Source organism: Achromobacter ruhlandii, assembly GCF_002082135.1.
GTDB lineage: Bacteria > Pseudomonadota > Gammaproteobacteria > Burkholderiales > Burkholderiaceae_B > Achromobacter > Achromobacter ruhlandii.
In genome coordinates, this window is record NZ_CP017433.1 from 937866 (window position 1) to 958643 (window position 20778).

18 protein-coding genes are annotated in these 20778 nt (G+C 66.9%); 13 read left to right on the top strand and 5 right to left on the bottom strand.

What is annotated here, in order from left to right:
• The first annotated feature begins 275 nt into the window (after positions 1 to 275).
• The 6 genes from AruCF_RS04290 (at position 276) to ltaE (ending at position 8233) form a co-directional block, all read left to right on the top strand.
• Positions 276 to 2165, top strand: coding sequence for a propionate--CoA ligase (locus AruCF_RS04290; RefSeq protein WP_049072206.1), 1890 nt, complete (start codon positions 276 to 278; stop codon positions 2163 to 2165).
• Positions 2162 to 2569, top strand: a complete 408-nt coding sequence (locus AruCF_RS04295) for a heme-binding protein (RefSeq protein ID WP_049072207.1) — start codon at positions 2162 to 2164, stop codon at positions 2567 to 2569. The genes AruCF_RS04290 and AruCF_RS04295 overlap by 4 nt, the downstream gene beginning before the upstream one ends.
• Positions 2566 to 3906: an MFS transporter gene (locus AruCF_RS04300; protein WP_049072208.1), complete on the top strand. Its 1341-nt coding sequence runs from the start codon at positions 2566 to 2568 to the stop codon at positions 3904 to 3906. The genes AruCF_RS04295 and AruCF_RS04300 overlap by 4 nt, the downstream gene beginning before the upstream one ends.
• Before the next feature lie 265 nt (positions 3907 to 4171).
• Positions 4172 to 6151, top strand: coding sequence for an acetate--CoA ligase (gene acs, locus AruCF_RS04305; RefSeq protein ID WP_049072210.1), 1980 nt, complete (start codon positions 4172 to 4174; stop codon positions 6149 to 6151).
• A 138-nt stretch (positions 6152 to 6289) separates the two neighbouring features.
• Positions 6290 to 7177 carry a DMT family transporter gene (locus AruCF_RS04310; protein ID WP_144419086.1) on the top strand — a complete coding sequence of 296 codons (888 nt, stop codon included), beginning with the start codon at positions 6290 to 6292 and terminating at the stop codon, positions 7175 to 7177.
• 45 nt (positions 7178 to 7222) lie between these two features.
• Positions 7223 to 8233, top strand: a complete 1011-nt coding sequence (gene ltaE, locus AruCF_RS04315) for a low-specificity L-threonine aldolase (RefSeq protein WP_049072212.1) — start codon at positions 7223 to 7225, stop codon at positions 8231 to 8233.
• 126 nt (positions 8234 to 8359) lie between these two features.
• On the opposite strand, the gene AruCF_RS04320 is transcribed toward ltaE, so the two are convergent.
• From AruCF_RS04320 to AruCF_RS04335, 4 genes are all read right to left on the bottom strand, one after another.
• Positions 8360 to 8704 (bottom strand): antibiotic biosynthesis monooxygenase family protein, encoded by a 345-nt coding sequence (locus AruCF_RS04320; protein ID WP_049072213.1) that lies wholly within the window; start codon positions 8702 to 8704, stop codon positions 8360 to 8362.
• Positions 8701 to 9819 (bottom strand): cytochrome P450 family protein, encoded by a 1119-nt coding sequence (locus tag AruCF_RS04325; protein ID WP_049072214.1) that lies wholly within the window; start codon positions 9817 to 9819, stop codon positions 8701 to 8703. The genes AruCF_RS04320 and AruCF_RS04325 overlap by 4 nt, the downstream gene beginning before the upstream one ends.
• Before the next feature lie 71 nt (positions 9820 to 9890).
• On the bottom strand, positions 9891 to 10736 hold the full coding sequence (locus AruCF_RS04330; protein WP_049072215.1) for an NAD-dependent epimerase/dehydratase family protein: 846 nt from the start codon (positions 10734 to 10736) through the stop codon (positions 9891 to 9893).
• Positions 10737 to 10751: 15 nt separating this feature from the next.
• Positions 10752 to 12398 (bottom strand): electron transfer flavoprotein-ubiquinone oxidoreductase, encoded by a 1647-nt coding sequence (locus tag AruCF_RS04335; RefSeq protein ID WP_059269547.1) that lies wholly within the window; start codon positions 12396 to 12398, stop codon positions 10752 to 10754.
• 112 nt (positions 12399 to 12510) lie between these two features.
• On the opposite strand from AruCF_RS04335, the gene AruCF_RS04340 reads away from it, so the two are divergent.
• From AruCF_RS04340 to AruCF_RS04350, 3 genes are all read left to right on the top strand, one after another.
• On the top strand, positions 12511 to 12960 hold the full coding sequence (locus tag AruCF_RS04340) for an acyl-CoA thioesterase (RefSeq protein WP_049072218.1): 450 nt from the start codon (positions 12511 to 12513) through the stop codon (positions 12958 to 12960).
• A 294-nt stretch (positions 12961 to 13254) separates the two neighbouring features.
• Positions 13255 to 13953 carry a CoA transferase subunit A gene (locus AruCF_RS04345; RefSeq protein ID WP_049072219.1) on the top strand — a complete coding sequence of 233 codons (699 nt, stop codon included), beginning with the start codon at positions 13255 to 13257 and terminating at the stop codon, positions 13951 to 13953.
• Between the two features lie 12 nt (positions 13954 to 13965).
• A complete protein-coding gene (locus AruCF_RS04350) occupies positions 13966 to 14619 on the top strand; it encodes a CoA transferase subunit B (RefSeq protein ID WP_049072221.1) in 654 nt (217 codons plus the stop codon).
• 96 nt (positions 14620 to 14715) lie between these two features.
• Here AruCF_RS04350 and AruCF_RS04355 read toward each other — a convergent pair whose 3' ends face one another.
• Positions 14716 to 15174 (bottom strand): GNAT family N-acetyltransferase, encoded by a 459-nt coding sequence (locus tag AruCF_RS04355; RefSeq protein WP_049072222.1) that lies wholly within the window; start codon positions 15172 to 15174, stop codon positions 14716 to 14718.
• Between the two features lie 189 nt (positions 15175 to 15363).
• Here AruCF_RS04355 and AruCF_RS04360 point away from each other — a divergent pair, with 189 nt between their 5' ends.
• The 4 genes from AruCF_RS04360 to gsiB all read left to right on the top strand — a co-directional run bounded on the left by AruCF_RS04360 (position 15364) and on the right by gsiB (position 20769).
• Positions 15364 to 16239: a MurR/RpiR family transcriptional regulator gene (locus AruCF_RS04360; protein ID WP_049072224.1), complete on the top strand. Its 876-nt coding sequence runs from the start codon at positions 15364 to 15366 to the stop codon at positions 16237 to 16239.
• Positions 16236 to 17216, top strand: a complete 981-nt coding sequence (locus AruCF_RS04365) for an isoaspartyl peptidase/L-asparaginase family protein (protein ID WP_049072226.1) — start codon at positions 16236 to 16238, stop codon at positions 17214 to 17216. Before AruCF_RS04360 ends, AruCF_RS04365 begins: the two co-directional genes overlap by 4 nt.
• A gap of 46 nt (positions 17217 to 17262) precedes the next feature.
• Complete coding sequence (locus tag AruCF_RS04370; RefSeq protein ID WP_049072227.1) at positions 17263 to 19149, top strand: dipeptide ABC transporter ATP-binding protein; 1887 nt, start codon at positions 17263 to 17265, stop codon at positions 19147 to 19149.
• 66 nt (positions 19150 to 19215) lie between these two features.
• Positions 19216 to 20769 (top strand): glutathione ABC transporter substrate-binding protein GsiB, encoded by a 1554-nt coding sequence (gene gsiB / locus AruCF_RS04375; protein WP_049072228.1) that lies wholly within the window; start codon positions 19216 to 19218, stop codon positions 20767 to 20769.
• Positions 20770 to 20778: the final 9 nt, after the last annotated feature.

Below are 20778 nucleotides of genomic sequence, written 5' to 3' on the forward strand. Positions count from 1 at the left end.
GGTAATAAAGCGTCAAAAACGCTAAAAAACACCTGAATAGCGGGAATCAAGCAGCGAACCAACTGATATGTTGTCTACAACTTGCGGGGGATTCTACCAAACTTTTAAGACTGGTTCGTTACTGTAACCAGCCCGGCGCCCGTGCGGCGTAGACGCGTGGCAGAATTTTTTGACTTGCGGCAAGCCTGGTGCAAGGTTTGCCTACCAAAATGACCGAAGGATTCAAAAAGAAAGCAATCAGCCTTAAGGCGTATGCACAATAACAGGAGACAAAAATGCAAAAAACCCGGGATTTCCATTACCGCTCGGTACACGACCGGGAGGCCTTCTGGCGCGAGCAGGCCGACCGCGTGCATTGGGAGACGCCGTTCGAGTCGGTCCTGGATTTTTCCCGGCCACCGTTCGCCAAGTGGTTCGTGGGCGGCAGGACCAACCTCTGTTACAACGCCGTCGACCGCTGGCTGCCGACCCAGGCGGACAAGCCGGCCCTGATCTGGGTCTCGACCGAGGTCGAGCGCGAACGTGTCTATACCCGCCAGGACGTCTATGAAGAGGTGAATGCGGCCGCGGCCATGCTGCAGGACCTGGGCGTGGGGCGCGGCGACCGCGTGCTGCTGTACATGCCGATGGTGCCCGAGGCGGTCTTCACCATGCTGGCCTGCGCGCGCATCGGCGCGGTGCACTCGGTGGTGTTCGGCGGCTTTGCCTCGGTCAACCTGGCGCAGCGCATCGATGATGCCGCGCCCAAGGTGGTGGTGTGCACCGACGGCGGCTCGCGCGCGGGCAAGGTGGTGCCGTACAAGCCCTTGTTGGACCGGGCGCTGGGGTTGTGCAAGACGCCGCCGGCTTCCGTGGTGGTGTTCGACCGCGGCCTGGCGCCGTTCGAGCCGGTGCCCGGGCGCGACCTGGACTACGCCACGCTGCGCGCCGCCCAGCGCGGCGCCCGCGTGCCGGTGGCCTGGCTGGAGTCGTCCGAACCCAGCTACATCCTGTACACGTCCGGCACCACCGGCAAACCCAAGGGCGTGCAGCGCGACACCGGCGGTTACGCGGTGGCGCTGGCTTCGTCGATGGAGTACCTGTTCGACGGCAAGGCCGGCGATACGTTCTTCTGCACCAGCGACATCGGCTGGGTGGTGGGGCACTCCTATATTGTGTATGGCCCGCTGATCGGCGGCCAGGCGACCGTGCTGTACGAAGGCACGCCGGTGCGGCCGGACGGGGCCATCCTGTGGAAGCTGGTGGAACAGTTCGGCGTCAACACATTGTTTTCGGCGCCGACGGCGGTGCGGGTGCTCAAGCGCCAGGATCCGGCCATGCTGCGCAAGCATGATCTGTCTTCGCTGCGGGCGGTGTACCTGGCCGGCGAACCGCTGGATGAACCCACCGCGCAGTGGATTTCCGGAGGGCTGGGCAAGCCCATCATCGACAACTATTGGCAGACCGAGTCCGGCTGGCCGATCCTGTCGGCACAGCCGGGCGTGGAAAAGGTGCCGACCCGTTTCGGCAGTCCGTCGTTCCCGGTCTATGGCTTCGATGCGCGCATCGTCAGCGAGTCCAGCGGCGAGGACCTGGGCCCCGACCAGAAGGGCGTGGTAGCCATCGTGCCGCCGCTGCCGCCGGGCGCCATGTCGACCATCTGGGGCGACGACGCGCGCTTCGTGCAGACCTACTTCACGTCGATCCCGGGCCGCCAGGTGTATTCCACCTTCGATTGGGGCCTGGTCGACGCGGATGGGTACTGGTTCATCCTGGGCCGCACCGACGACGTGATCAACGTGGCCGGCCACCGCCTGGGCACGCGCGAGATCGAGGAGTCGGTCAACAGCCACAGCGGCATCGCCGAGTGCGCGGTGGTGGGCGTGGCCGATGCACTCAAGGGGCAGGTGGCGATGGCCTTCGCCGTGCTGAAGAATCCGGCCACGGCGGAGACGCCGGAGGGCGCAAAGCAGCTGGAAGCGGATATCATGCGGCTGGTGGAAGATCAGCTGGGCGCGGTGGCGCGACCGGCCCGGATCCGGTTCGTGGGCGCCTTGCCCAAGACCCGCTCGGGCAAGGTGTTGCGCCGCGCCATTGTCGCGGTATGCGAAGGCCGTGATCCCGGCGACCTGACCACCATCGAAGACCCCACCGCCCTGGAACAGATCAAGGAGTCGCTGCAATGAATACCAAACCCGTGCTGAGCGCCGAAGACGTCAAGAAAATCCTGGCCGCGGCCGAAGCACACGCCCTGCAGAACAAGTGGGCCGTCACCATCGCCGTGTCGGACGATGGCGGCCACCTGCTGGGCATGCTGCGGCTGGACGACGCCGCGCCCATTTCCTCGCACATCGCGCCGGCCAAGGCCAAGACCGCGGCCCTGGGGCGCCGTGAGTCGCGCGTCTACGAAGAGATCATCAACAATGGCCGCTATTCCTTCCTGTCGGCGCCGTTGATCGAAGGCATGCTGGAAGGCGGCGTGCCGATCGTGGCCAACGGCCACGTGGTGGGCGCGGTCGGCGTGTCGGGCGTGAAGTCCACCGAAGACGCCCAGATCGCCCAGGCTGGCATCGCCGCGCTGGGCCTGTGAGCCAGGAAACGCCGCGGCAGGCGCCCGATGGCCCCGCCGTCTCCGCCGGCGGGGCGGCGGACAGGAGTCCGCTGAACCCCGGCGTGGCCAAGCGCGAAGTCTGGGCCTGGGCCATGTACGACTTCGCCAATTCCGGCTACACCACCGTGATCCTCACGGCGGTGTTCAGCACCTATTTCGTCGGCGTGGTCGGCGGCCGCGCGCCGTGGGCCACGCTGGCCTGGACCGCGGCGCTGTCGCTGTCCTATCTGCTCATCATGCTGACGATGCCCACGCTGGGCGCGCGCGCCGACGCCCGCGCCGGCAAGCGGCGCCTGCTGTACAGCAGCACCATCGGCTGCGTGGCCGCCACGCTGGTGTTGACCCAGGCGGGGCCGGGCGACGTATGGCTGGCGCTGGCCGCCATCGTCATCTCCAACTACTGTTATTGCGTCGGCGAGTCCGTGGTGGCGGCGTTCCTGCCCGAGTTGGCCAAGCCCTCCGCGCTGGGCCGGGTATCGGGGTGGGGCTGGAGCTTCGGTTACTGCGGCGGCATGCTCACGCTGGGCCTGTCGCTGGTGGTGGTGAAGCTGGCCGAGGCCGACGGGCTCGACGCCGAGCATTTCGTGCCACGTGTCATCCTGGTGACCTGTGCGGTGTTCGCGCTGGCGGCGCTGCCGTCGTTCTTCATATTGCGCGAGCGCGCGCGGCCTTCCGGCGAGCCGCAGGCGGCGCTGGCGATGCTCAAGCGCCTGGCCTATGCCTGGCGCGAGACCGGCCAGCACTTTCCCGAGTTCCGCCGCCTGCTGATGTGCATCGCCTGCTATCAGGCCGGCATTTCGGTGGTGATCACGCTTGCGGCGGTGTATGCCTCGGAGGTCATGGGTTTCACCACGCCGCAGATCATGCTGTTGGTGTTCACCGTCAATATCGGCGCCGCGGCCGGCGCGTTCTCGTTCGGCTATGTGCAGGACCGCATCGGCCACAAGCCGGCGCTGGCGATCACGCTGTGCGGCTGGATCCTGATGGTGCTGGTGGCCTACGCCGCGGTGACGGCGCCGGTGTTCTGGGTGGCCGCGACGCTGGCCGGCCTGTGCATGGGCACGACGCAGAGCGCGGGCCGCGCCATGACCGGCGCGCTGGCGCCGGCCGGACGCCTGGCCGAATTCTTTTCGCTGTGGACATTCGCGGTGCAACTGGCCGCGGTCATTGGCCCGCTGACCTACGGCCTGGTGACCTGGGCCACGCATGGCAACCACCGCCTGGCCATCCTGGTCACCGGGCTGTTCTTTGTCGGCGGCCTGATCCTGCTGTCGCGCGTGGACATGGCGCGGGGCCTGGCGCGCCGCGCCGCCTGACGGCGCGGGTGTTCGCCGCAACTGATATTCTTATGAAGTCCCGGACATCGCTGCGCCTGATGGCGGCGCGATGTCCGGCGGGTTGCGTATTGCGCTGTCAGTTGTCGATGCCGTTGCCGCCATGTTTGGCGCGCGTTCCCGCGGGATACGGGCTTATGGCCCGTATTTTGCGTAAGGTGCCCGTAAGAGCGCGGCGATACGGTTGCGAGTGGGCAGTCAGATAAAAGCGGCATCAACAACAGAATCACAGATTGGAGACAAGATCATGTCGAATGCTATTGAGTCCGTACTGGTGGAAACCCGGGTGTTCCCGCCGCCCGAGCGCGCGGCGCAGGGCGCCGCGATTCCCAGCATGGACGCGTACAACGCGCTGTGCGCGCAGGTCGAAAAGGATTTCGACGGCTTCTGGGCCGGCCAGGCGCGCGACAACCTGCAGTGGACCAAGCCGTTCACCGAGGTGCTGGACGAATCGAACGCGCCGTTCTACCGCTGGTTCGGCGACGGCGAACTGAACGTTTCGGCCAACTGCCTGGACGTGCACCTGACCAACGGCAACGCCGACAAGACCGCCATCATCTTCGAGACCGACGACGGCAAGGTCACCAAGGTCACCTACCGCGAACTGCTGGCGCGCGTGTGCCGCTTCGCCAACGGCATCGCCAAGCTGGGCTACAAGAAGGGCGACCGCGCCATCATCTACATGCCCATGTCGATCGAGGCCGTGGTGGCGATGCAGGCCTGCGCCCGCCTGGGCGTGACGCACTCGGTGGTGTTCGGCGGCTTCTCGGCCAAGAGCCTGCAGGAGCGCATCGTCGACGTGGGCGCCTCGCTGGTCATCACCGCCGACGAGCAGGTGCGCGGCGGCAAGACCATTCCGCTCAAGCCGGCGGTGGAAGACGCCATCGCCATGGGCGGCTGCGAAGCCGTCAAGCGCGTCATCGTCTATCGCCGCACCGGCGGCAAGGTGGCCTGGAACGAAGGCCGCGATCTCTGGATGCACGACGTCGAGGCCGGCCAGGCCGACACCTGCGAGCCGGTGCCGGTCAATGCCGAGCATCCGCTGTTCATCCTGTACACCTCCGGTTCGACCGGCAAGCCCAAGGGCGTGCAGCACTCGTCCGCCGGCTACCTGCTGTGGGCGCTGCTGACCGTCAAGTGGACCTTCGACGCGCGCAAGGACGACGTCTACTGGTGCACGGCCGACGTGGGCTGGGTCACTGGCCATACCTACATCACCTACGGTCCGCTGGCCGCCGGCCTGACGCAGGTGGTGTTCGAGGGCGTGCCGACGTTCCCCAACGCCGGCCGCTTCTGGGACATGATCGCGCGCCACAAGGTCACCACCTTCTACACCGCGCCGACCGCGATCCGATCGCTGATCAAGGCCGCCGAGGCCGCGCCCGAGACCCATCCGTCCAAATACGACCTGGATAGCCTGCGCATCATCGGCACGGTGGGCGAGCCCATCAACCCCGAAGCCTGGATGTGGTATCACAAGCACGTCGGCCGCGAGCGTTGCCCGATCGTGGACACCTGGTGGCAGACCGAGACCGGCGGCCACATGATCACGCCGCTGCCGGGCGCCACGCCGACCAAGCCGGGCTCGTGCACGCTGCCGCTGCCGGGCATCGCCGCCGCCATCGTCGATGAAACCGGCGGCGACGTCGACCAGGGCAACGGCGGCTTCCTGGTGATCAAGCGTCCGTGGCCGGCGATGATCCGCAACATCTGGGGCGACCCGGAGCGCTTCAAGAAGAGCTACTTCCCGTCGGAGCTGCGCGGTTATTACCTGGCCGGCGACGGCGCGCAGCGCGATGCGGACGGCTACTTCTGGATCATGGGCCGCATCGACGACGTGCTCAACGTGTCGGGCCACCGCCTGGGCACGATGGAAGTGGAATCGGCGCTGGTCGCGCACGAACTGGTGGCCGAGGCCGCCGTGGTCGGCCGTCCCGATGACACCACCGGCGAAGCCGTGGTGGCTTTCGTGGTGCTCAAGAGCGCCCGTCCCGAAGGCGCCGAGGCGCAGGCCATCGCCAAGACGCTGCGCGACTGGGTGGCCAAGGAAATCGGCCCGATCGCCAAGCCCAAGGACATCCGCTTCGGCGACAACCTGCCCAAGACCCGCTCCGGCAAGATCATGCGCCGCCTGTTGCGCGTGGTCGCCAAGGGCGAGGAAGTGACGCAGGACGTGTCCACGCTGGAAAACCCCGCCATCCTGGAACAGCTGTCCAAGCCGCTGTGACGCGGCGCGCGCCGTCCGTCATGCGGACGGCGTGGACGGTTGCCCGCCCGACGGGAGCATAATGCGAGATGCCCATGCCGGTTTGCCGGCATGGGCATCGTCGTTTTTTTCTTCGTCACTTTCACTGGAGACGCCGCCGTGAGCCGCAGCAGTTTCGATCGCGCAGGGCTGGCCCTGATGTTCAGCACCATCCTCGTGTGGGCGGGCAGCTGGATCGCGATGAAGCTGATCGTGCCGTACATCGGTCCGTTCGATTTCGTGGCGCTGCGCTACGTGACCGGCGCGCTGGTGCTGTTCGCGCTGGCCGCCGCCACCCGGCGGCCGTTGGGCCTGCCGTCCTGGAAGCTGACCTTGCTGATCGGCCTGACCCAGACCGCCGGTTTCCAGGGCTTCGTGCAGACCGCGCTGGTATCCGGCGGTGTCGGCAAGGTGTCGTTGATGGCCTATACCATGCCGTTCTGGGTGGTGCTGTTCGCGTGGGGCCTGCTGGGCGAGCGGCCGACGGCCCGCCACGGCGTCGGCATCGGCCTGGCCGCGATCGGCCTGGTGCTGTTCATCGAACCCTGGCACGGGGTGGGCGAGATGCGGCCGGTGCTGCTGGGGTTGGGCAGCGGCCTGTGCTGGGGCGTGGGCACGGTGCTGTCCAAGCGCCTGTTCGAGCGTCACGCGCCCGATGTGATGACCTTCACGGCCTGGCAGATGCTGTTTGGCGGACTGGTGATGACGCCGGTGGCGTGGCTGGTGCCGCAGATTCCGGCGCAGTGGGGCTGGCAGCTGTGGACCGGCATGGTCTATATCGTCCTGATCGCCACGGCCGCCGGCTGGCTGTTGTGGCTGCAGGTGGTGCGGCGGGTGCCGGCTTCGATTGCCGGCCTGTCCAGCCTGGGCGTGCCGGTGGTGGCGATGCTGATGGCGTGGGCGGTGCTGTCCGAGCGTCCGTCGCCGGTCGAGCTGGGCGGCATGGCCTTGATTCTCGCCGGCATTTTTGTCGTGAGCCGCGCGGCGCCCGCCGCGCGCGCGGGCTGACCGGCCCGTGCAGTACCGGATTCCATTTTCCTCCAAGGAAGTTTCATGATCGATTTGCGCAGCGATACCGTCACCCGGCCGTCCCCGGCCATGTTGCAGGCCATGGTCAGCGCGCCGTTGGGCGATGATGTGATGGGGGATGACCCCACCGTCATCCAGCTGCAGCAAGCCGTCGCCGAACGTGCCGGCAAGGCCGCCGGGCTGTTCTTTCCGTCGGGCACACAGAGCAATCTGGCCGGCCTGATGGCGCACTGCGAGCGTGGCGATGAGTATCTTGTGGGCCAGCAGGCGCATACCTACAAGTACGAAGGCGGCGGCGCGGCGGTGCTGGGCAGCATCCAGCCTCAACCCATCGAACACGCCGAGGATGGCACGCTGCCGTTGGAAAAGCTGGCGGCGGCGCTCAAGCCCGAAGGGGATCCGCACTTCGCTCGCACCCGTCTGCTGGCGTTGGAAAACACGTTCCATGGCAAGCTGATCCCGGCCGACTACGTGCGCGCGGCGACCGACTGGGCCCGCGGCCATGGCCTGGCCACGCACCTGGATGGCGCGCGCGTGTTCAACGCCGCCGTGGCAAGTGGCAAGCCGCTGGCCCAACTGTGCGCGCCGTTCGATTCGGTGTCGATCTGCTTTTCCAAGGGCCTGGGCGCGCCGGTCGGTTCGGTGCTGGTGGGTAGCGAGGAACTGATCGCCCGCGCGCGCCGCTGGCGCAAGGTGCTGGGCGGCGGCCTGCGCCAATCCGGCGTGCTGGCGGCGGCCTGCCTGTATGCGCTGGAACATAACGTCGACCGCCTGGCCGAAGACCACGCCAACGCGCGCCTGCTGGCCGACGGCCTGCGCGCCATCGCCGGCGTGCGGGTGTTGAGCCAGGACACCAACATGGTGTTCGCGGAGTTCGAGCCGGCACGGTGCGAGGCCCTGACCGCCGCGTTGGCGGCCGACGGCATCCTGATGCGCGCTGTCTATGGCGGCCCGACCCGCATGGTGACGCACCTGGACGTGTCGCGCGACGACGTGCGCCGGGTGGTCGAGGCCGTGGCGCGCCATCTGGCCTGATGGCGCGCGCGTGGCCGCGCCCGGGCGGCCGCGATGTCCTGCGCGATCAGGCGCGCCAGGTCGACTTGCAGCGCAGTGGGGCGGGCGGGAGCGGCGGTGCTGCAATGGTAACGGACAGACGCGGCGTCAGCCATGATGCGCGCGACTGTCGCCCGGCGCCTGGTCGCGGTCCCGCATGCCATAGTCGCGCAGCACTTGCGCGACGCGCAGGCGATAGTTGGCGAACACGCCGCCCCGTCCCGCCTCCTGGGCGCGGCGATGCGATTCCAGCGAGCGCCAGCGCCTGACCGCGTCCTCGTCGCGCCAGAACGACAGCGACAGCAGTTTGCCTGGGGTCGTCAGGCTCTGGAAGCGTTCGACCGAAAGGAAGCCGTCAATGGTCTTCAGTTCATCGATCAGGCCCGCGGCGATGTGCAGATAGGGGGCGGGGTTGCCATCGGCGGGTTCGACTTCGAATATCACGGCGATCATGGGGTGGGCTCCTCGGTGAAATCAAATTGGGGAATGCGCGCGTTGGGCAGGGGGCGGTAGCGAAAGCGCGCCGCCAGGGCGGCGCCATCGATGCCGGCCTTCAGCAGGTGAACGAGCGCGCCCGCCGCATCGCGCCGTGCGGCGTCGCGGCCCGGGCAGGCATGGCCCTGTGCGCCGAAGGTCCAGTGCGCGTCGGGTTGCGCCATGGCGGCCGCGGCCAGCACCAGCAGCACGGTTTCGTCGGCCTCGATGCGCTGGCCGTCCAGTTCAATCGGGCCGGCCAGGAAGCGGCGGGTGTTGTGGATGGGCGGGTCGTGCCGCAGCGTCGCATCGACCATTTCCCAGGCCTGCGCCCGCGTCAGGTCCGCTCCGGCTCCCAGGCGCGCGGCGCGCAGCAGCGCATTGCCCAGCAGGCCGGCGCCGGCTTCGCAGGCCTGGAACAGCAGGCCCGCCAGGTTGGCGGCCAGCAGCATCGGATCCAGGCCGGCCTCTGTGCCCTGGATGCGCAATTCGCGCAAGGCCGGGCTGGCGGCGGGACCGTCCAAATGGGCGCGCAGGCGCGCCAGCAGGCGCTCGGCCGCCGCGTGTCCGGCCGCTGTCCGGTCCTCGGCGGCGGAGGGTGGCAGGGCTGCGAGGAACGCGCCGATATCGCGTGCGCATTCCGCGGCCACGGCGCCAGGCAGGCCGATGGTGCAGGCTTGCGCAAAAACCGGGGCGGCGTGCAGGCAGCGGTCGATGCCCCTGGCCGAGCGTGCGTCCACGTCCAGCCGTTGCCAGTCGGGCGCGGGGGCCAGCGGCGCCTGTTGCGCCAGGAAGCCGCTGAACAATGTCTTGAGACGGCGCTGCCGCGGACCATCGTTCATCCGCAGGAAGCGGCCGAACAGCAGGCCGGCGGGACCCGCGGCGATGCCCTCGGGCACTGGCTCGGCGAGGGGGCGCACACGGGCGGCGGGATGGCGCATGATGTCGCGGATCAGCCTTGGATCGCTGGCCACCCACAGGCCTAGCCGAGTGTCCCGGTAGAGGGGGCGGTCGCGGGCCAGCGTGGCGTAATAGGGGTAGGGATCGGCGTGCGTGACCGCCTGCAGCGGATCGGTAGGGAAGGGCGTGGACATGGGCGGCGCGGCTGGATCAGGGACAGCCAGTATCACCGCCTCGCGCCAGCGACGATTCGGCCTTGGTCGAACTATGCCTGCGCGGTGTCCGCCAGCAGCGCGGCATAGCCAGCGCGCGAGTCCGGCCATTGCAGCGCCAGGCCGCTGGCCCGCAGACGGGCGTTGCTGAGCTTCTTGCTGCCGACCCCCTTGGGCGCGGGGCCGTCGCCAGGCGCTGGCGCCCCGATCATCCGCGCCAGGTCGGCATAGAGTTCATGCAGCGGCAGGGGCGTGTCGTCGCAGCCGATATAGACCGGCAACGCATCGGGCAGCAGCGCCACGTGCGCGATGGCGGCCGCGGCGTCGTCGATGTGGATGCGGTTGGCCCAGTGCGGCGGTTCGAGCGGCGCGCTGGCCATGCCCGTCCGCAGCCGTTCGATCAGTTGCAGGCGGCCGGGGCCGTAGAGGCCGGCGAAGCGCAGGGTGGTGTGCGGGGTCGCGCGCGCGGCCAGCGCCGCTTCCGCCTCGAGCAGGATGCGGCCGTTGAAGCCTTGCGGCGCGGGCGGCGTGTCTTCATCGACCCAGTCGCCGCAATGTTCGCCATACACCGCGCTGGACGATACGAACACGATGCGCTCGACCTGGCGCGTGTCGAGCGCATCCAGCACGTGGTTCAGGCCGTCGACGAACACGGCGCGATAGGCGGCGGGATCGCGCGCGCCGGCGGTGGCGACGTGGATCACGCGGGTGATGCCAGCCGGCAGCGCCGGCAGGCTATCGGGTTGGCTGATGTCGCCCGCCAGCCAGCGGATGCCGCTGGCGTCGTCGGCCGGCGGGCGGCGGCGCAATGCGTAGACCGTGTCGCCGCGCGCCAGCAGGCGGCGCGCGGCGCGTTGGCCGAGATCGCCGCAGCCGATGAAAAGCACGCGTTCAGCCATGGCCGCCGATGCCTGCTACATGCCGCTGTAGACCGGGCCCTCGCCGCCTTGCGGCGCCACCCAGACGATGTTCTGGGTCGGGTCCTTGATGTCGCAGGTCTTGCAGTGCACGCAGTTCTGCGCGTTGATCTGCAGGCGGTCCTCGCCATGGTCGTCCTTGACGAACTCATAGACGCCAGCAGGGCAGTAGCGCGATTCCGGGCCGCCGTACTTGGCCAGGTTGACCTGCACCGGCACCGAGGGATCCTTCAGCGTCAGGTGGACCGGCTCGTTCTCGTCATGGTTGGTGTTGGAGATGAACACCGAGCTGAGCTTGTCGAAGGTCAGCTTGCCGTCGGGCTTGGGGTAATCGATGCGGGCGCATTGCGAGGCCGGCTGCAGGCAGGCGTGATCGGGCTTGCTGTGGCGCAGGGTCCACGGCATCTTGCCCTTGAACACCAGTTGCTCGATGCCGGTCATCAGCGTGGCCACGGTGCGGCCCTTCTTGAACCACTGCTTGAAGTTGCGGGCCTTGTTCAGCTCGGTGTGCAGCCACGAATTCTTGAAGGCCTCGGGATACGCGGCCAGTTCGTCGTGGCGGCGGTCGGCCACCAACGCGTCGAACGCGGCCTCGGCGGCCAGCTTGCCGGACTTGATGGCGGCATGGCTGCCCTTGATGCGCGAGGCGTTCAGGAAGCCGGCCTCACAGCCGACCAGCACGCCGCCGGGGAAGGTCAGCTTGGGCAGCGACAGCAGGCCGCCCGCCGTGATGGCGCGCGCGCCGTAGGCGATGCGCTTGCCGCCTTCGAAGGTGCCGCGGATGGCCGGATGGGTTTTGTAGCGCTGGAATTCGTCGAACGGCGACAGCCAGGGATTGGCGTAGTCCAGGCCGACGATCATGCCCACCGCCACCAGGTTGTTGTCCAGGTGGTAGAGGAACGAGCCGCCGTAGGTGTCGGAATCCAGCGGCCAGCCGGCGGTGTGGATCACCAGGCCGGGCTTGGACTGGGCCGGATCGACTTCCCACATTTCCTTGATGCCGATGCCGTAGGCCTGCGGGTCGCGGCCGTCGTCGAGCTTGTAGCGTTCGATCAGCTGGCGGCCGAGCTGGCCGCGCGCGCCTTCGGCGAACACCGTGTAGCGCGCGTGCAGTTCCATGCCGGGCTGGTAGTGGGCGGTATGGCTGCCGTCGCGGGCCACGCCCATGTCGCCGGTGGCCACGCCGCGCACCGCGCCGTTGTCGTCGTACAGCACTTCGACCGCCGCGAAGCCGGGGAAAATCTCGACGCCCAGCGCCTCGGCCTGCTCGCCCAGCCACTTGACCACGTCGCCCAGGCGGACGATGTAGTTGCCTTCATTGTGGAAACAGGGCGGCAGCAGCCAATTGGGAGTGGCGCGCGCGCCGTTCTCGGACAGGAACAGGAATTTGTCCTGCGTCACGGGCACATTGAGCGGGGCGCCCTTGTCTTTCCAGTCGGGAATCAGTTCGGTCAGCGCCAGCGGATCCATCACCGCGCCGGAAAGGATGTGGGCGCCCAGTTCGGCGCCTTTTTCCAGGACGCAGACGCCGATTTCCTGATTCTTTTCAGCGGCCAGCTGCTTCAGACGGATAGCGGTGGCCAGGCCGGCGGGACCCCCGCCAACCACGACCACGTCATATTCCATCGACTCGCGTTCAGACATTGCAAAGCTCCCCGTATGTATTCCATATATGGCTGGAAGTATTATCGGCGATTGTATTGCAGGCGGAGACCTTGCACGTCTTCGCATTTCTTTCAGCCATCAGGAGTATTTGGTGAACCCGGACACACAGTCTGCGCGGATTCTGGCGGTGGGCGATACCCACCAGGTGGATTTGCCTTTGCGTTGGGGCGATTCCGACGCCTTGAACCATCTCAACAACACCCTGTATTTCCGCCTCATGGAAGAGGCGCGCATGCAGATCCTGTACGACGCGGGCTTTGAACTGCCGGCCGACGACGGCGCCATCCTGGCGCACGCATCCTGTGATTTCCTGCGCCCGTTGACCTATCCGGCGACGGTGCGGGTGACGCACAAGGTGACGCGCATTGGCCGTTCCAGCGCCGAATTTGAGCTGCTGCTCGAGAAGGTCGGCGATGACGGCGGCCCTTACGCCCGCGGGCGCAATGTGCTGGTGTGGATGGACTACGTGGCCAATACGTCCGCTCCGTGGCCGCCCGAAGTGCTGGCGAAAATGGCCACGCAGTTCAAGCCGGCCGCCTAGGCGCGGGGGCGGTGGCGGTCCGACTTCGATGCGGCGTTTGAAACGGCGCCCGCATTTGTCGGCCATGCCGTTAAAATCCCGCACAGAACACAATACGAATGACAGGGCGCGCCACCCTCGGCGCCGCGAACCAGCAGGCATCGGGCCAGGCCGCGATGCCGCCGGGCCGCGAGGCCGGCAGCCGCGTCCCAAGTACAAACAGGGTCCTCCCAGGATCGCCGGCCTCTCGCGAGGCATGCGCTCCGGCAGGCGGGCGGACTCTCTTCAGTTCGACCTTAACTAGGAGTTGGAGCGATGGACAAGGTTTTTGCAAGCGCCCAGGAGGCGCTGGCAGGCATCGTCAAGGACGGCCAGATGATCGCCGTGGGCGGTTTCGGCCTCTGCGGCATCCCGGAGGCCCTGATCGCCGCGCTGCGCGATTCGGGCGTCAAGGATCTCACGTGCATCAGCAATAACGCGGGTGTCGACGGCTTCGGCCTGGGCCAATTGCTGAACACCCGCCAGGTCCGCAAGATGATTGCCTCGTACGTGGGCGAGAACAAGGAATTCGAGCGTCAGTACCTGTCGGGCGAACTCGAGCTGGAGTTCACGCCCCAGGGCACGCTGGCCGAGAAGCTGCGCGCCGGCGGCGCGGGCATCCCGGCTTTCTTCACCCGCACCGGCGTGGGCACCATCGTCGCCGACGGCAAGGAAATCCGCGAATTCGACGGTCACCAATACGTGATGGAGCGCTCGCTGGTGCCGGACGTGTCGCTGGTCAAGGCGCATATCGCCGACCGCAGCGGCAACCTGGTGTTCCGCAAGACGGCGCGCAACTTCAACCCGAACGTGGCCATGGCCGGCAAGTTCACGGTGGTCGAGGTCGAGCAGATCGTCGACACCGGCAGCCTGGACCCCGACCAGATCCACCTGCCCGGCATCTATGTGCACCGGATCGTGCTGAACGCCAATCCGGAAAAGCGCATCGAACAACGCACCACTCGCCCGGCCTAAGGAGAACACGACATGGCATGGTCCCGCGATGAAATGGCGGCGCGCGCCGCGCGCGAGCTGCAAGACGGTTTTTACGTGAACCTGGGTATCGGCCTGCCGACCCTGGTGGCCAACCACGTTCCCAAGGGCGTCGAGGTCTGGCTGCAATCCGAAAACGGCCTGCTGGGCATCGGCCCGTTCCCCACCGACGCCGAGGTCGACGCCGACCTGATCAACGCCGGCAAGCAGACCGTCACGACGCTGCCCGGCTCGTCGATCTTCTCGTCGGCCGACTCGTTCGCGATGATCCGCGGCGGCAAGATCAACCTGGCCATCCTGGGCGCGATGCAGGTCTCCGAAAAGGGCGACCTGGCCAACTGGATGATCCCGGGCAAGATGGTCAAGGGCATGGGCGGCGCGATGGACCTGGTGGCCGGTGTCGGCCGCGTGGTCGTGCTGATGGAACACGTGGCCAAGAAGAAGGACGGCACCGAGGACATCAAACTGCTGCCCGAATGCAACCTGCCGCTGACCGGCGTGGGCGTGGTCGACCTGATCATCACCGACCTGGGCGTGATGGAAGTCACCGACAACGGTCTGAAGCTGCTGGAAACGGCCCCTGGCGTGACGGTGGACGAGATCCAGTCCAAGACGGCCGCCAAGATGGATGTGTCGGCGGTCAAGTAATCCGCCGCCAAGGCATCATGAATAACGCCCCGCAAGGGGCGTTTTTCATTGAGGGCCCGCCAGGCGTGGCGGGCAGGGCGCCCCGGGGCGCGGCGATCAGGCCGCTTCGCGCAGCAGCATGCCGACGTGCGGAATGCCGTCTTCGATGTATTCCTCGGTCACCGGCACGAAGCCGTGGCCGGCGTAATAGTCGCGCAGCCTGGCCTGCGCGCCCAGGTAGACCGGTTGGCCCGGCCACAGCCGCGCCACTTCGTCCTTGGCGCGGCGCATCAGCTCGTGCCCCAGGCCCGTGCCGCGCGCCGCCGGCGCCGTGATGACGCGGCCAATGACCGCCTGGCCGTCGTTCAGCGCGGGTTCGAGCAGGCGGCAGTAGGCCAGCAGCGCGCCGTTTTCCCAGGCCATCAGGTGTTCCGTCTGTCCCTGCAGGTCCTTGCCGTCCATATCCAGGAAGACGCAGTCCTGTTCCACCACGAAGACTTCCGAGCGCAGGCGCAGGATGGCGTAGAGCTCGGCCAGGGTCAGTTCGGCGTGGGGCTTGCAGGTCCAGAGGGGCATGTGAAAAGTCCGAAATTCGAGGCAGAAAGGCGGGGATCAAGCGTACATCAAACCGGCCCCGTTTCTTTTGAAGCACTGTTACATAAATTCACGGGTATACCCTTAGTATGAAAATGAATTTTCTTATCTAAAATTTGTGTGTAAACAGATTTACACAAACCTCCGCTACGTTTTCCCCCCTAATTCTCGATGACCAAGGCCGCACTCACGATCGCTGATCGGATCGCCCGGGCCCAGCCCGCGCTGAGCCGCACGCAGCACAAGATGGCCGAGTACGTCCTGGCGCACCAGTTCCGCGTCGCCACGATGACCATCGACGAATTCGCGACGGCCGCGGGGGTGTCCGTCGCGACCGCCAACCGTTTCGCGCGCGCCCTGGACCTGCCGGGTTACCCGCAATTCCGCGCCGAACTGGCGCGCGGTTTCGAGGCGGCGCTGGAGCCGGTCGAAAAATTGCGCACCGAACTCGCGCATTCGGCCAGCGCGGTGCAGATATTCGCCGCGACGCTCGAAGAAGACATCCGCAACGCCCAGCGCAACCTGCAGAGTCTGGATGCCACCGCCTGTGAACAGGCGGTCGACGCCATCCTGGCCGCCGACCGCGTCTTCATCATCGGTTTCGGCGCCAGCGGTTTCCTGGCCGGCATGCTGCAGCGCGGCCTGTGCATGCACCTGCATTCGGTCGAATCGCTGGCGGGCCCTGGCGGCGTGTCGCACGCCGCCCGCCAGATGTCGCGCATGACCAGCAAGGATCTGGTCATCGCGATCGGCTTTCCGCGCTACCTGGCCGATACCGTCACCCTGGCTGGCGCCGCCAAGCAGGCCGGCGTGCCGGTGCTGGTGCTGACCGACAAGCCCACTTCGCCGCTGGCGCCGACCGCGTCGGTGGTGCTGTACGCCGTGTCCACGCGCCAGCTGATCCCCAATTCCGAAACCGCCGCGCTCGGCCTGATCGAGGCTTTGTCGGCGGCGGTGGCCTATCGGGCCAAGAATTCCGTCGCGGCCGCCGCTGGGGTGACCCAGTCCGTGATGCCGTGGCTCATCCATGGAGTAGGTAAACGATGATTCAACCCGTGATCGCGATTCACGGTGGCGCCGGCGCGATGTCCCGCGCGGCCATGTCGCCCGAGAAAGAGCAGGAATACCTGAGCGCCCTCGAGTCCATCCTGACCGCCGGTCAGGCCGTGCTGGCCCGTGGCGGTAGCGCGCTGGACGCCGTCACCGAAGCCGTGCGCCTCCTGGAAGATTGCCCGCTGTTCAACGCCGGCCATGGCGCCGTGTTCACCAGCGCCGGCACCCATGAACTGGACGCCGCCATCATGGACGGCGCCACGCTGCGTTCGGGCGCCATCGCCAATGTCAACTGCGTGCGCAACCCGGTGTTCGCCGCGCGCAAGGTCATGGAAACCAGCAAGCACGTGCTGTTCGTGGGCGAGGGCGCCGAAGCCTTCGCCAAGGAAGCCGGCCTGGAAATTGTCGACCCCTCGTATTTCTCCACCGAGGCGCGCCGCGAGCAATTGCTGCGCGTGCAGCGCGAAACGCCGGAAGCGGCGGTGCTGGACCACGACGGCCAGGCCATGGTCGCGCGCGGCCAGCCGGCGCCGGCCGATCCGCTGGATGCGGACAAGAAGTTCGGCACCGTGGGCGCCGTGGCCGTGGACGCGCAGGGCAACCTGGCCGCGGCCACCTCCACCGGCGGCATCACCAACAAGCAGGTCGGCCGCGTCGGCGACGCGCCGCTGATCGGCGCCGGCACCTATGCCAGCAACAAGACCTGCGCCGTGTCCACCACGGGCACGGGCGAGATGTTCATCCGCATGGTCGCCGCCTATGACGTGGCGGCCCAGATGGAATATTGCGGCGCCTCGCTGGAAACGGCGGCGGACCGCGTCGTGATGGAAAAACTGCCCACCATCGGCGGCAAGGGCGGCCTGGTGGCCGTTGACGCCCAGGGCAATGTGGCCTTGCCGTTCAACACGGAAGGCATGTACCGCGGTTACGCCCGCGTCGGCGAGAAGCCGGTCACCGCCATCTACCGCTGAGCGGCGGCGGGCTTCGTTTTTGTCAGTTTTGGGGATTACTAGAGATATGGTTGATCGCGCAAACAGCCTGGCGCTGCCGGATAACCGCGTGGTCCAGGTCGACGACCTGACGGTGCGCTTCGTGGGTTCGGAGCGCACGGTCGAAGCCGTGCGCAACCTGTCGTTCCATGTGGACCGGGGCGAGACCCTGGCCATCGTGGGCGAATCGGGGTCGGGCAAGTCGGTGACGTCGCTGGCGCTGATGCGCCTGGTGGAACATGGCGGCGGCCGCATCGCCCAGGGCAGCATGGCCCTGCGCCGGCGCAACGGTTCCGTGATCGACCTGGTCAACGCCAATCAGCGCGCCATGCGCAATGTGCGCGGCGCCGACATGGCCATGATCTTCCAGGAGCCGATGACCTCCCTGAACCCGGTGTTCACGGCCGGCGACCAGATCGCCGAGTCGATCCGCGAGCACCAGGGCATGGACGCCGCGGCCGCGCGCGCCGAGGCCCTGCGCATGCTGGAACAGGTGCGCATTCCGGAAGCCAAGTCGGTGCTGGACCGCTACCCGCACCAGTTGTCGGGCGGCATGCGCCAGCGCGTCATGATCGCCATGGCGCTGGCCTGCAAGCCGGCGCTGCTGATCGCCGACGAGCCCACCACCGCGCTGGACGTCACGATCCAGGCGCAGATCCTGCAACTGATCCGCCAGTTGCAGGAAGAAATGCACATGGGCGTGGTGTTCATCACCCACGACATGGGCGTGGTGGCCGAAGTGGCCGACCGCGTGCTGGTCATGTATCGCGGCGACAAGGTCGAGGAAGGCCCGTCGGCGTCGGTATTCGCCACGCCCCAGCACGCCTACACCAAGGCGCTGCTGTCGGCCGTGCCGAAGCTGGGCGCGATGCAGGGCACCGACCTGCCGGCGCGTTTCCCGCTGCTGCAGGTGGACGGCAAGGCGCAGCCGGTGGCCGAACCCGGCGCGGCCAGCACCCAGGAAGTGCCGGCCGCGCGTCGCGAGCCGATCCTGAGCGTGCGCAACCTGGTGACGCGCTTCGACCTGCGCGGCGGCATCCTGAGCCGCGTGCAGCGCCGCGTGCACGCGGTCGAGAAGGTCAGCTTCGACCTGTATCCCGGCGAGACGCTGTCGCTGGTGGGCGAGTCCGGTTGCGGCAAGTCCACCACCGGCCGTTCGCTGCTGCGCCTGGTGGAAAGCCAGGGGGGCGAGATCCGCTTCGGCGGGCGCGACATCGTGCGCCTGAAGACGGGCGAACTGCAATCGCTGCGCCGCGACATCCAGTTCGTGTTCCAGGATCCCTTTGCTTCGCTCGATCCCCGCGTCACGGTCGGTTTCTCGATCATGGAGCCGCTGCTGGTGCACGGCGTGGCCAAGGGCAAAGAGGCCGAGCAGCGCGTGGCCGAACTGCTCGAGCGCGTCGGCCTGCCGCCCGAAATGGCGCAACGCTACCCGCACGAATTCTCCGGCGGCCAGCGCCAGCGCATCTGTATCGCGCGCGCCCTGGCCCTCAATCCCAAGGTCGTGATCGCGGACGAATCGGTGTCGGCGCTGGACGTGTCGATCCAGGCGCAGATCGTCAATCTGTTGATCGACCTGCAGCGCGACATGGGCATTTCTTTCCTGTTCATCTCGCACGACATGGCCGTGGTCGAGCGCGTCAGCCATCGCGTGGCCGTCATGTACCTGGGGCAGATTGTCGAGATCGGTCCGCGCCGGGCCATCTTCGAGAACCCGCAGCACCCCTATACCAAGAAGCTCATGGCCGCCGTGCCGATCGCCGATCCGGCGCGCCGCCACATGAAACGCACCTTGCTGTCCGATGAAATTCCCAGCCCGATCCGCAGGCTCGGCGACGAGCCGGTGGTGCAGCCGCTGGTGCAGGTAGGAACCGATCACTTTGTCGCCCGCCACGCGGTCGGCGGAGCGTATTGAGTCAGTTGTCGTACTTGTTTTTCTTCCACCAAACCCCCTAATTCCGCACAGGAACCAGGAGTTGCAATGATGAAAGTTCTGCGCCCCACCAAGCTGATGGCCGCCGCCGCGGTGGCCTTCGGCGTGCTCACCTCGCCGCTGGCGCATGCTGCCAAGGACGTGACGTTTGCCGTCTCCATCGCGCTGGAAACGCTCGACCCGTACAACACCAACAGCACGCTGAACCAGGCGGCCGGCAAGGCCTACTACGAAGGCCTGTTCGAGTTCGACAAGGACCTGAAGGTCCAGAAGGTCCTGGCCACCGACTACACCGTCAGCGAAGACGGCTTGGTGTACACCTTCAAGCTGCGCGATGGCGTCAAGTTCCATGACGGCACCCCGTTCAACGCCGAAGCCGTCAAGATCAACTTCGACCGTCCGGCCAACCCGGAAAACCGCCTGTCGCGCTACATCCAGTTCAGCGTCATCGACAAGACCGAAGTGGTCGACCCGCTGACCGTCAAGATCACCCTGAAGAAGCCGTTCTCGGCCTTCATCAACGCGCTGGCCCACCCGGCCGCCATGATGATCTCGCCGGCCGCCCTGGCTAAGTACGGCAAGGAAATCGGCTTCCACCCGGTCGGCACCGGCCCGTTCGAATTCGTCGAATGGAAGCCCGCCGAATACCTGAAGGTCAAGAAGTTCGACGGCTACTGGAAGAAGGGCTACCCGAAGGTCGACACCCTGACCTTCCGCACCGTGACCGACAACAACACCCGCGCCGCCGTGGTGCAGACGGGCGAAGCGCAATTCGCCTTCCCGGTGCCGTTCGAGCAGGCCGCCGTGCTGTCCAAGAACGACAAGCTGGACGTGGTCGACCACAAGAACTCGATCATGGCCCGCTACCTGTCGATGAACACGCAGCAAAAGCCGTTCGACAACGTCAAGGTGCGTGAAGCCATCAACTACGCCATCAACAAGGAAGCCCTGGCCAAGGTCGCTTTCTCGGGCTACGCCACCGTCGTCGACGGCGTCGTGCCGCAAGGCGTGGACTTTGCCCACAAGACCGGCCCGTGGCCGTACGACATCAAGAAGGCCAAGGCCCTGCTGGCTGAAGCCGGCTACCCCAACGGCTTCGAAAGCCAGCTCTGGTCCGCCTACAACGACGGCACCTCGGTGAAGGTGGTGCAGTTCCTGCAGCAGCAACTGGCGCAAGTCGGCATCAAGGTGTCGGTCGAAGTGCTGGAATCGGGCCAGCGCGTGCAGCGCGTGCAACAGGTGCAGAAGCCTGAAGACGCCAAGGTCCGCATGTACTACGCCGGCTGGTCGTCCTCGACCGGCGAAGCCGACTGGGGCCTGCGTCCGCTGCTGACCACCGCCGCGTTCCCGCCGGTGCTCAACAACGTGTCGTACTACTCGAACAAGTCGGTTGACGACGGCATCCAGCAAGCCCTGGCGACGACCGACCGCGCCAAGAAGACCGAGATCTACAAGACCGTTCAGGAAACCATCTGGAAGGACGCCCCGTGGGCCTTCCTGGTGACCCAGAACAACCTGTACGTCAAGTCGAAGAACCTGTCGGGCGTGTACGTGGAGCCGGACACCTCGTTCTGGTTCGGCGATATCGACCTGAAGCAGTAATCGCGCGGC

Bases quoted from the DNA above. Each gene is read 5' to 3' on its own strand.
- gsiB (WP_049072228.1), top strand. From the start codon at position 19,216: ATGATGAAAGTTCTGCGCCCCACCAAGCTGATGGCCGCCGCCGCGGTG.
- AruCF_RS04335 (WP_059269547.1), bottom strand. From the start codon at position 12,398: ATGTCTGAACGCGAGTCGATGGAATATGACGTGGTCGTGGTTGGCGGG.
- AruCF_RS04290 (WP_049072206.1), top strand. From the start codon at position 276: ATGCAAAAAACCCGGGATTTCCATTACCGCTCGGTACACGACCGGGAG.
- ltaE (WP_049072212.1), top strand. From the start codon at position 7,223: ATGATCGATTTGCGCAGCGATACCGTCACCCGGCCGTCCCCGGCCATG.
- AruCF_RS04325 (WP_049072214.1), bottom strand. From the start codon at position 9,819: ATGTCCACGCCCTTCCCTACCGATCCGCTGCAGGCGGTCACGCACGCC.
- AruCF_RS04330 (WP_049072215.1), bottom strand. From the start codon at position 10,736: ATGGCTGAACGCGTGCTTTTCATCGGCTGCGGCGATCTCGGCCAACGC.
- AruCF_RS04350 (WP_049072221.1), top strand. From the start codon at position 13,966: ATGGCATGGTCCCGCGATGAAATGGCGGCGCGCGCCGCGCGCGAGCTG.
- AruCF_RS04355 (WP_049072222.1), bottom strand. From the start codon at position 15,174: ATGCCCCTCTGGACCTGCAAGCCCCACGCCGAACTGACCCTGGCCGAG.
- AruCF_RS04365 (WP_049072226.1), top strand. From the start codon at position 16,236: ATGATTCAACCCGTGATCGCGATTCACGGTGGCGCCGGCGCGATGTCC.
- AruCF_RS04360 (WP_049072224.1), top strand. From the start codon at position 15,364: ATGACCAAGGCCGCACTCACGATCGCTGATCGGATCGCCCGGGCCCAG.
- AruCF_RS04345 (WP_049072219.1), top strand. From the start codon at position 13,255: ATGGACAAGGTTTTTGCAAGCGCCCAGGAGGCGCTGGCAGGCATCGTC.
- acs (WP_049072210.1), top strand. From the start codon at position 4,172: ATGTCGAATGCTATTGAGTCCGTACTGGTGGAAACCCGGGTGTTCCCG.
- AruCF_RS04370 (WP_049072227.1), top strand. From the start codon at position 17,263: ATGGTTGATCGCGCAAACAGCCTGGCGCTGCCGGATAACCGCGTGGTC.
- AruCF_RS04295 (WP_049072207.1), top strand. From the start codon at position 2,162: ATGAATACCAAACCCGTGCTGAGCGCCGAAGACGTCAAGAAAATCCTG.
- AruCF_RS04320 (WP_049072213.1), bottom strand. From the start codon at position 8,704: ATGATCGCCGTGATATTCGAAGTCGAACCCGCCGATGGCAACCCCGCC.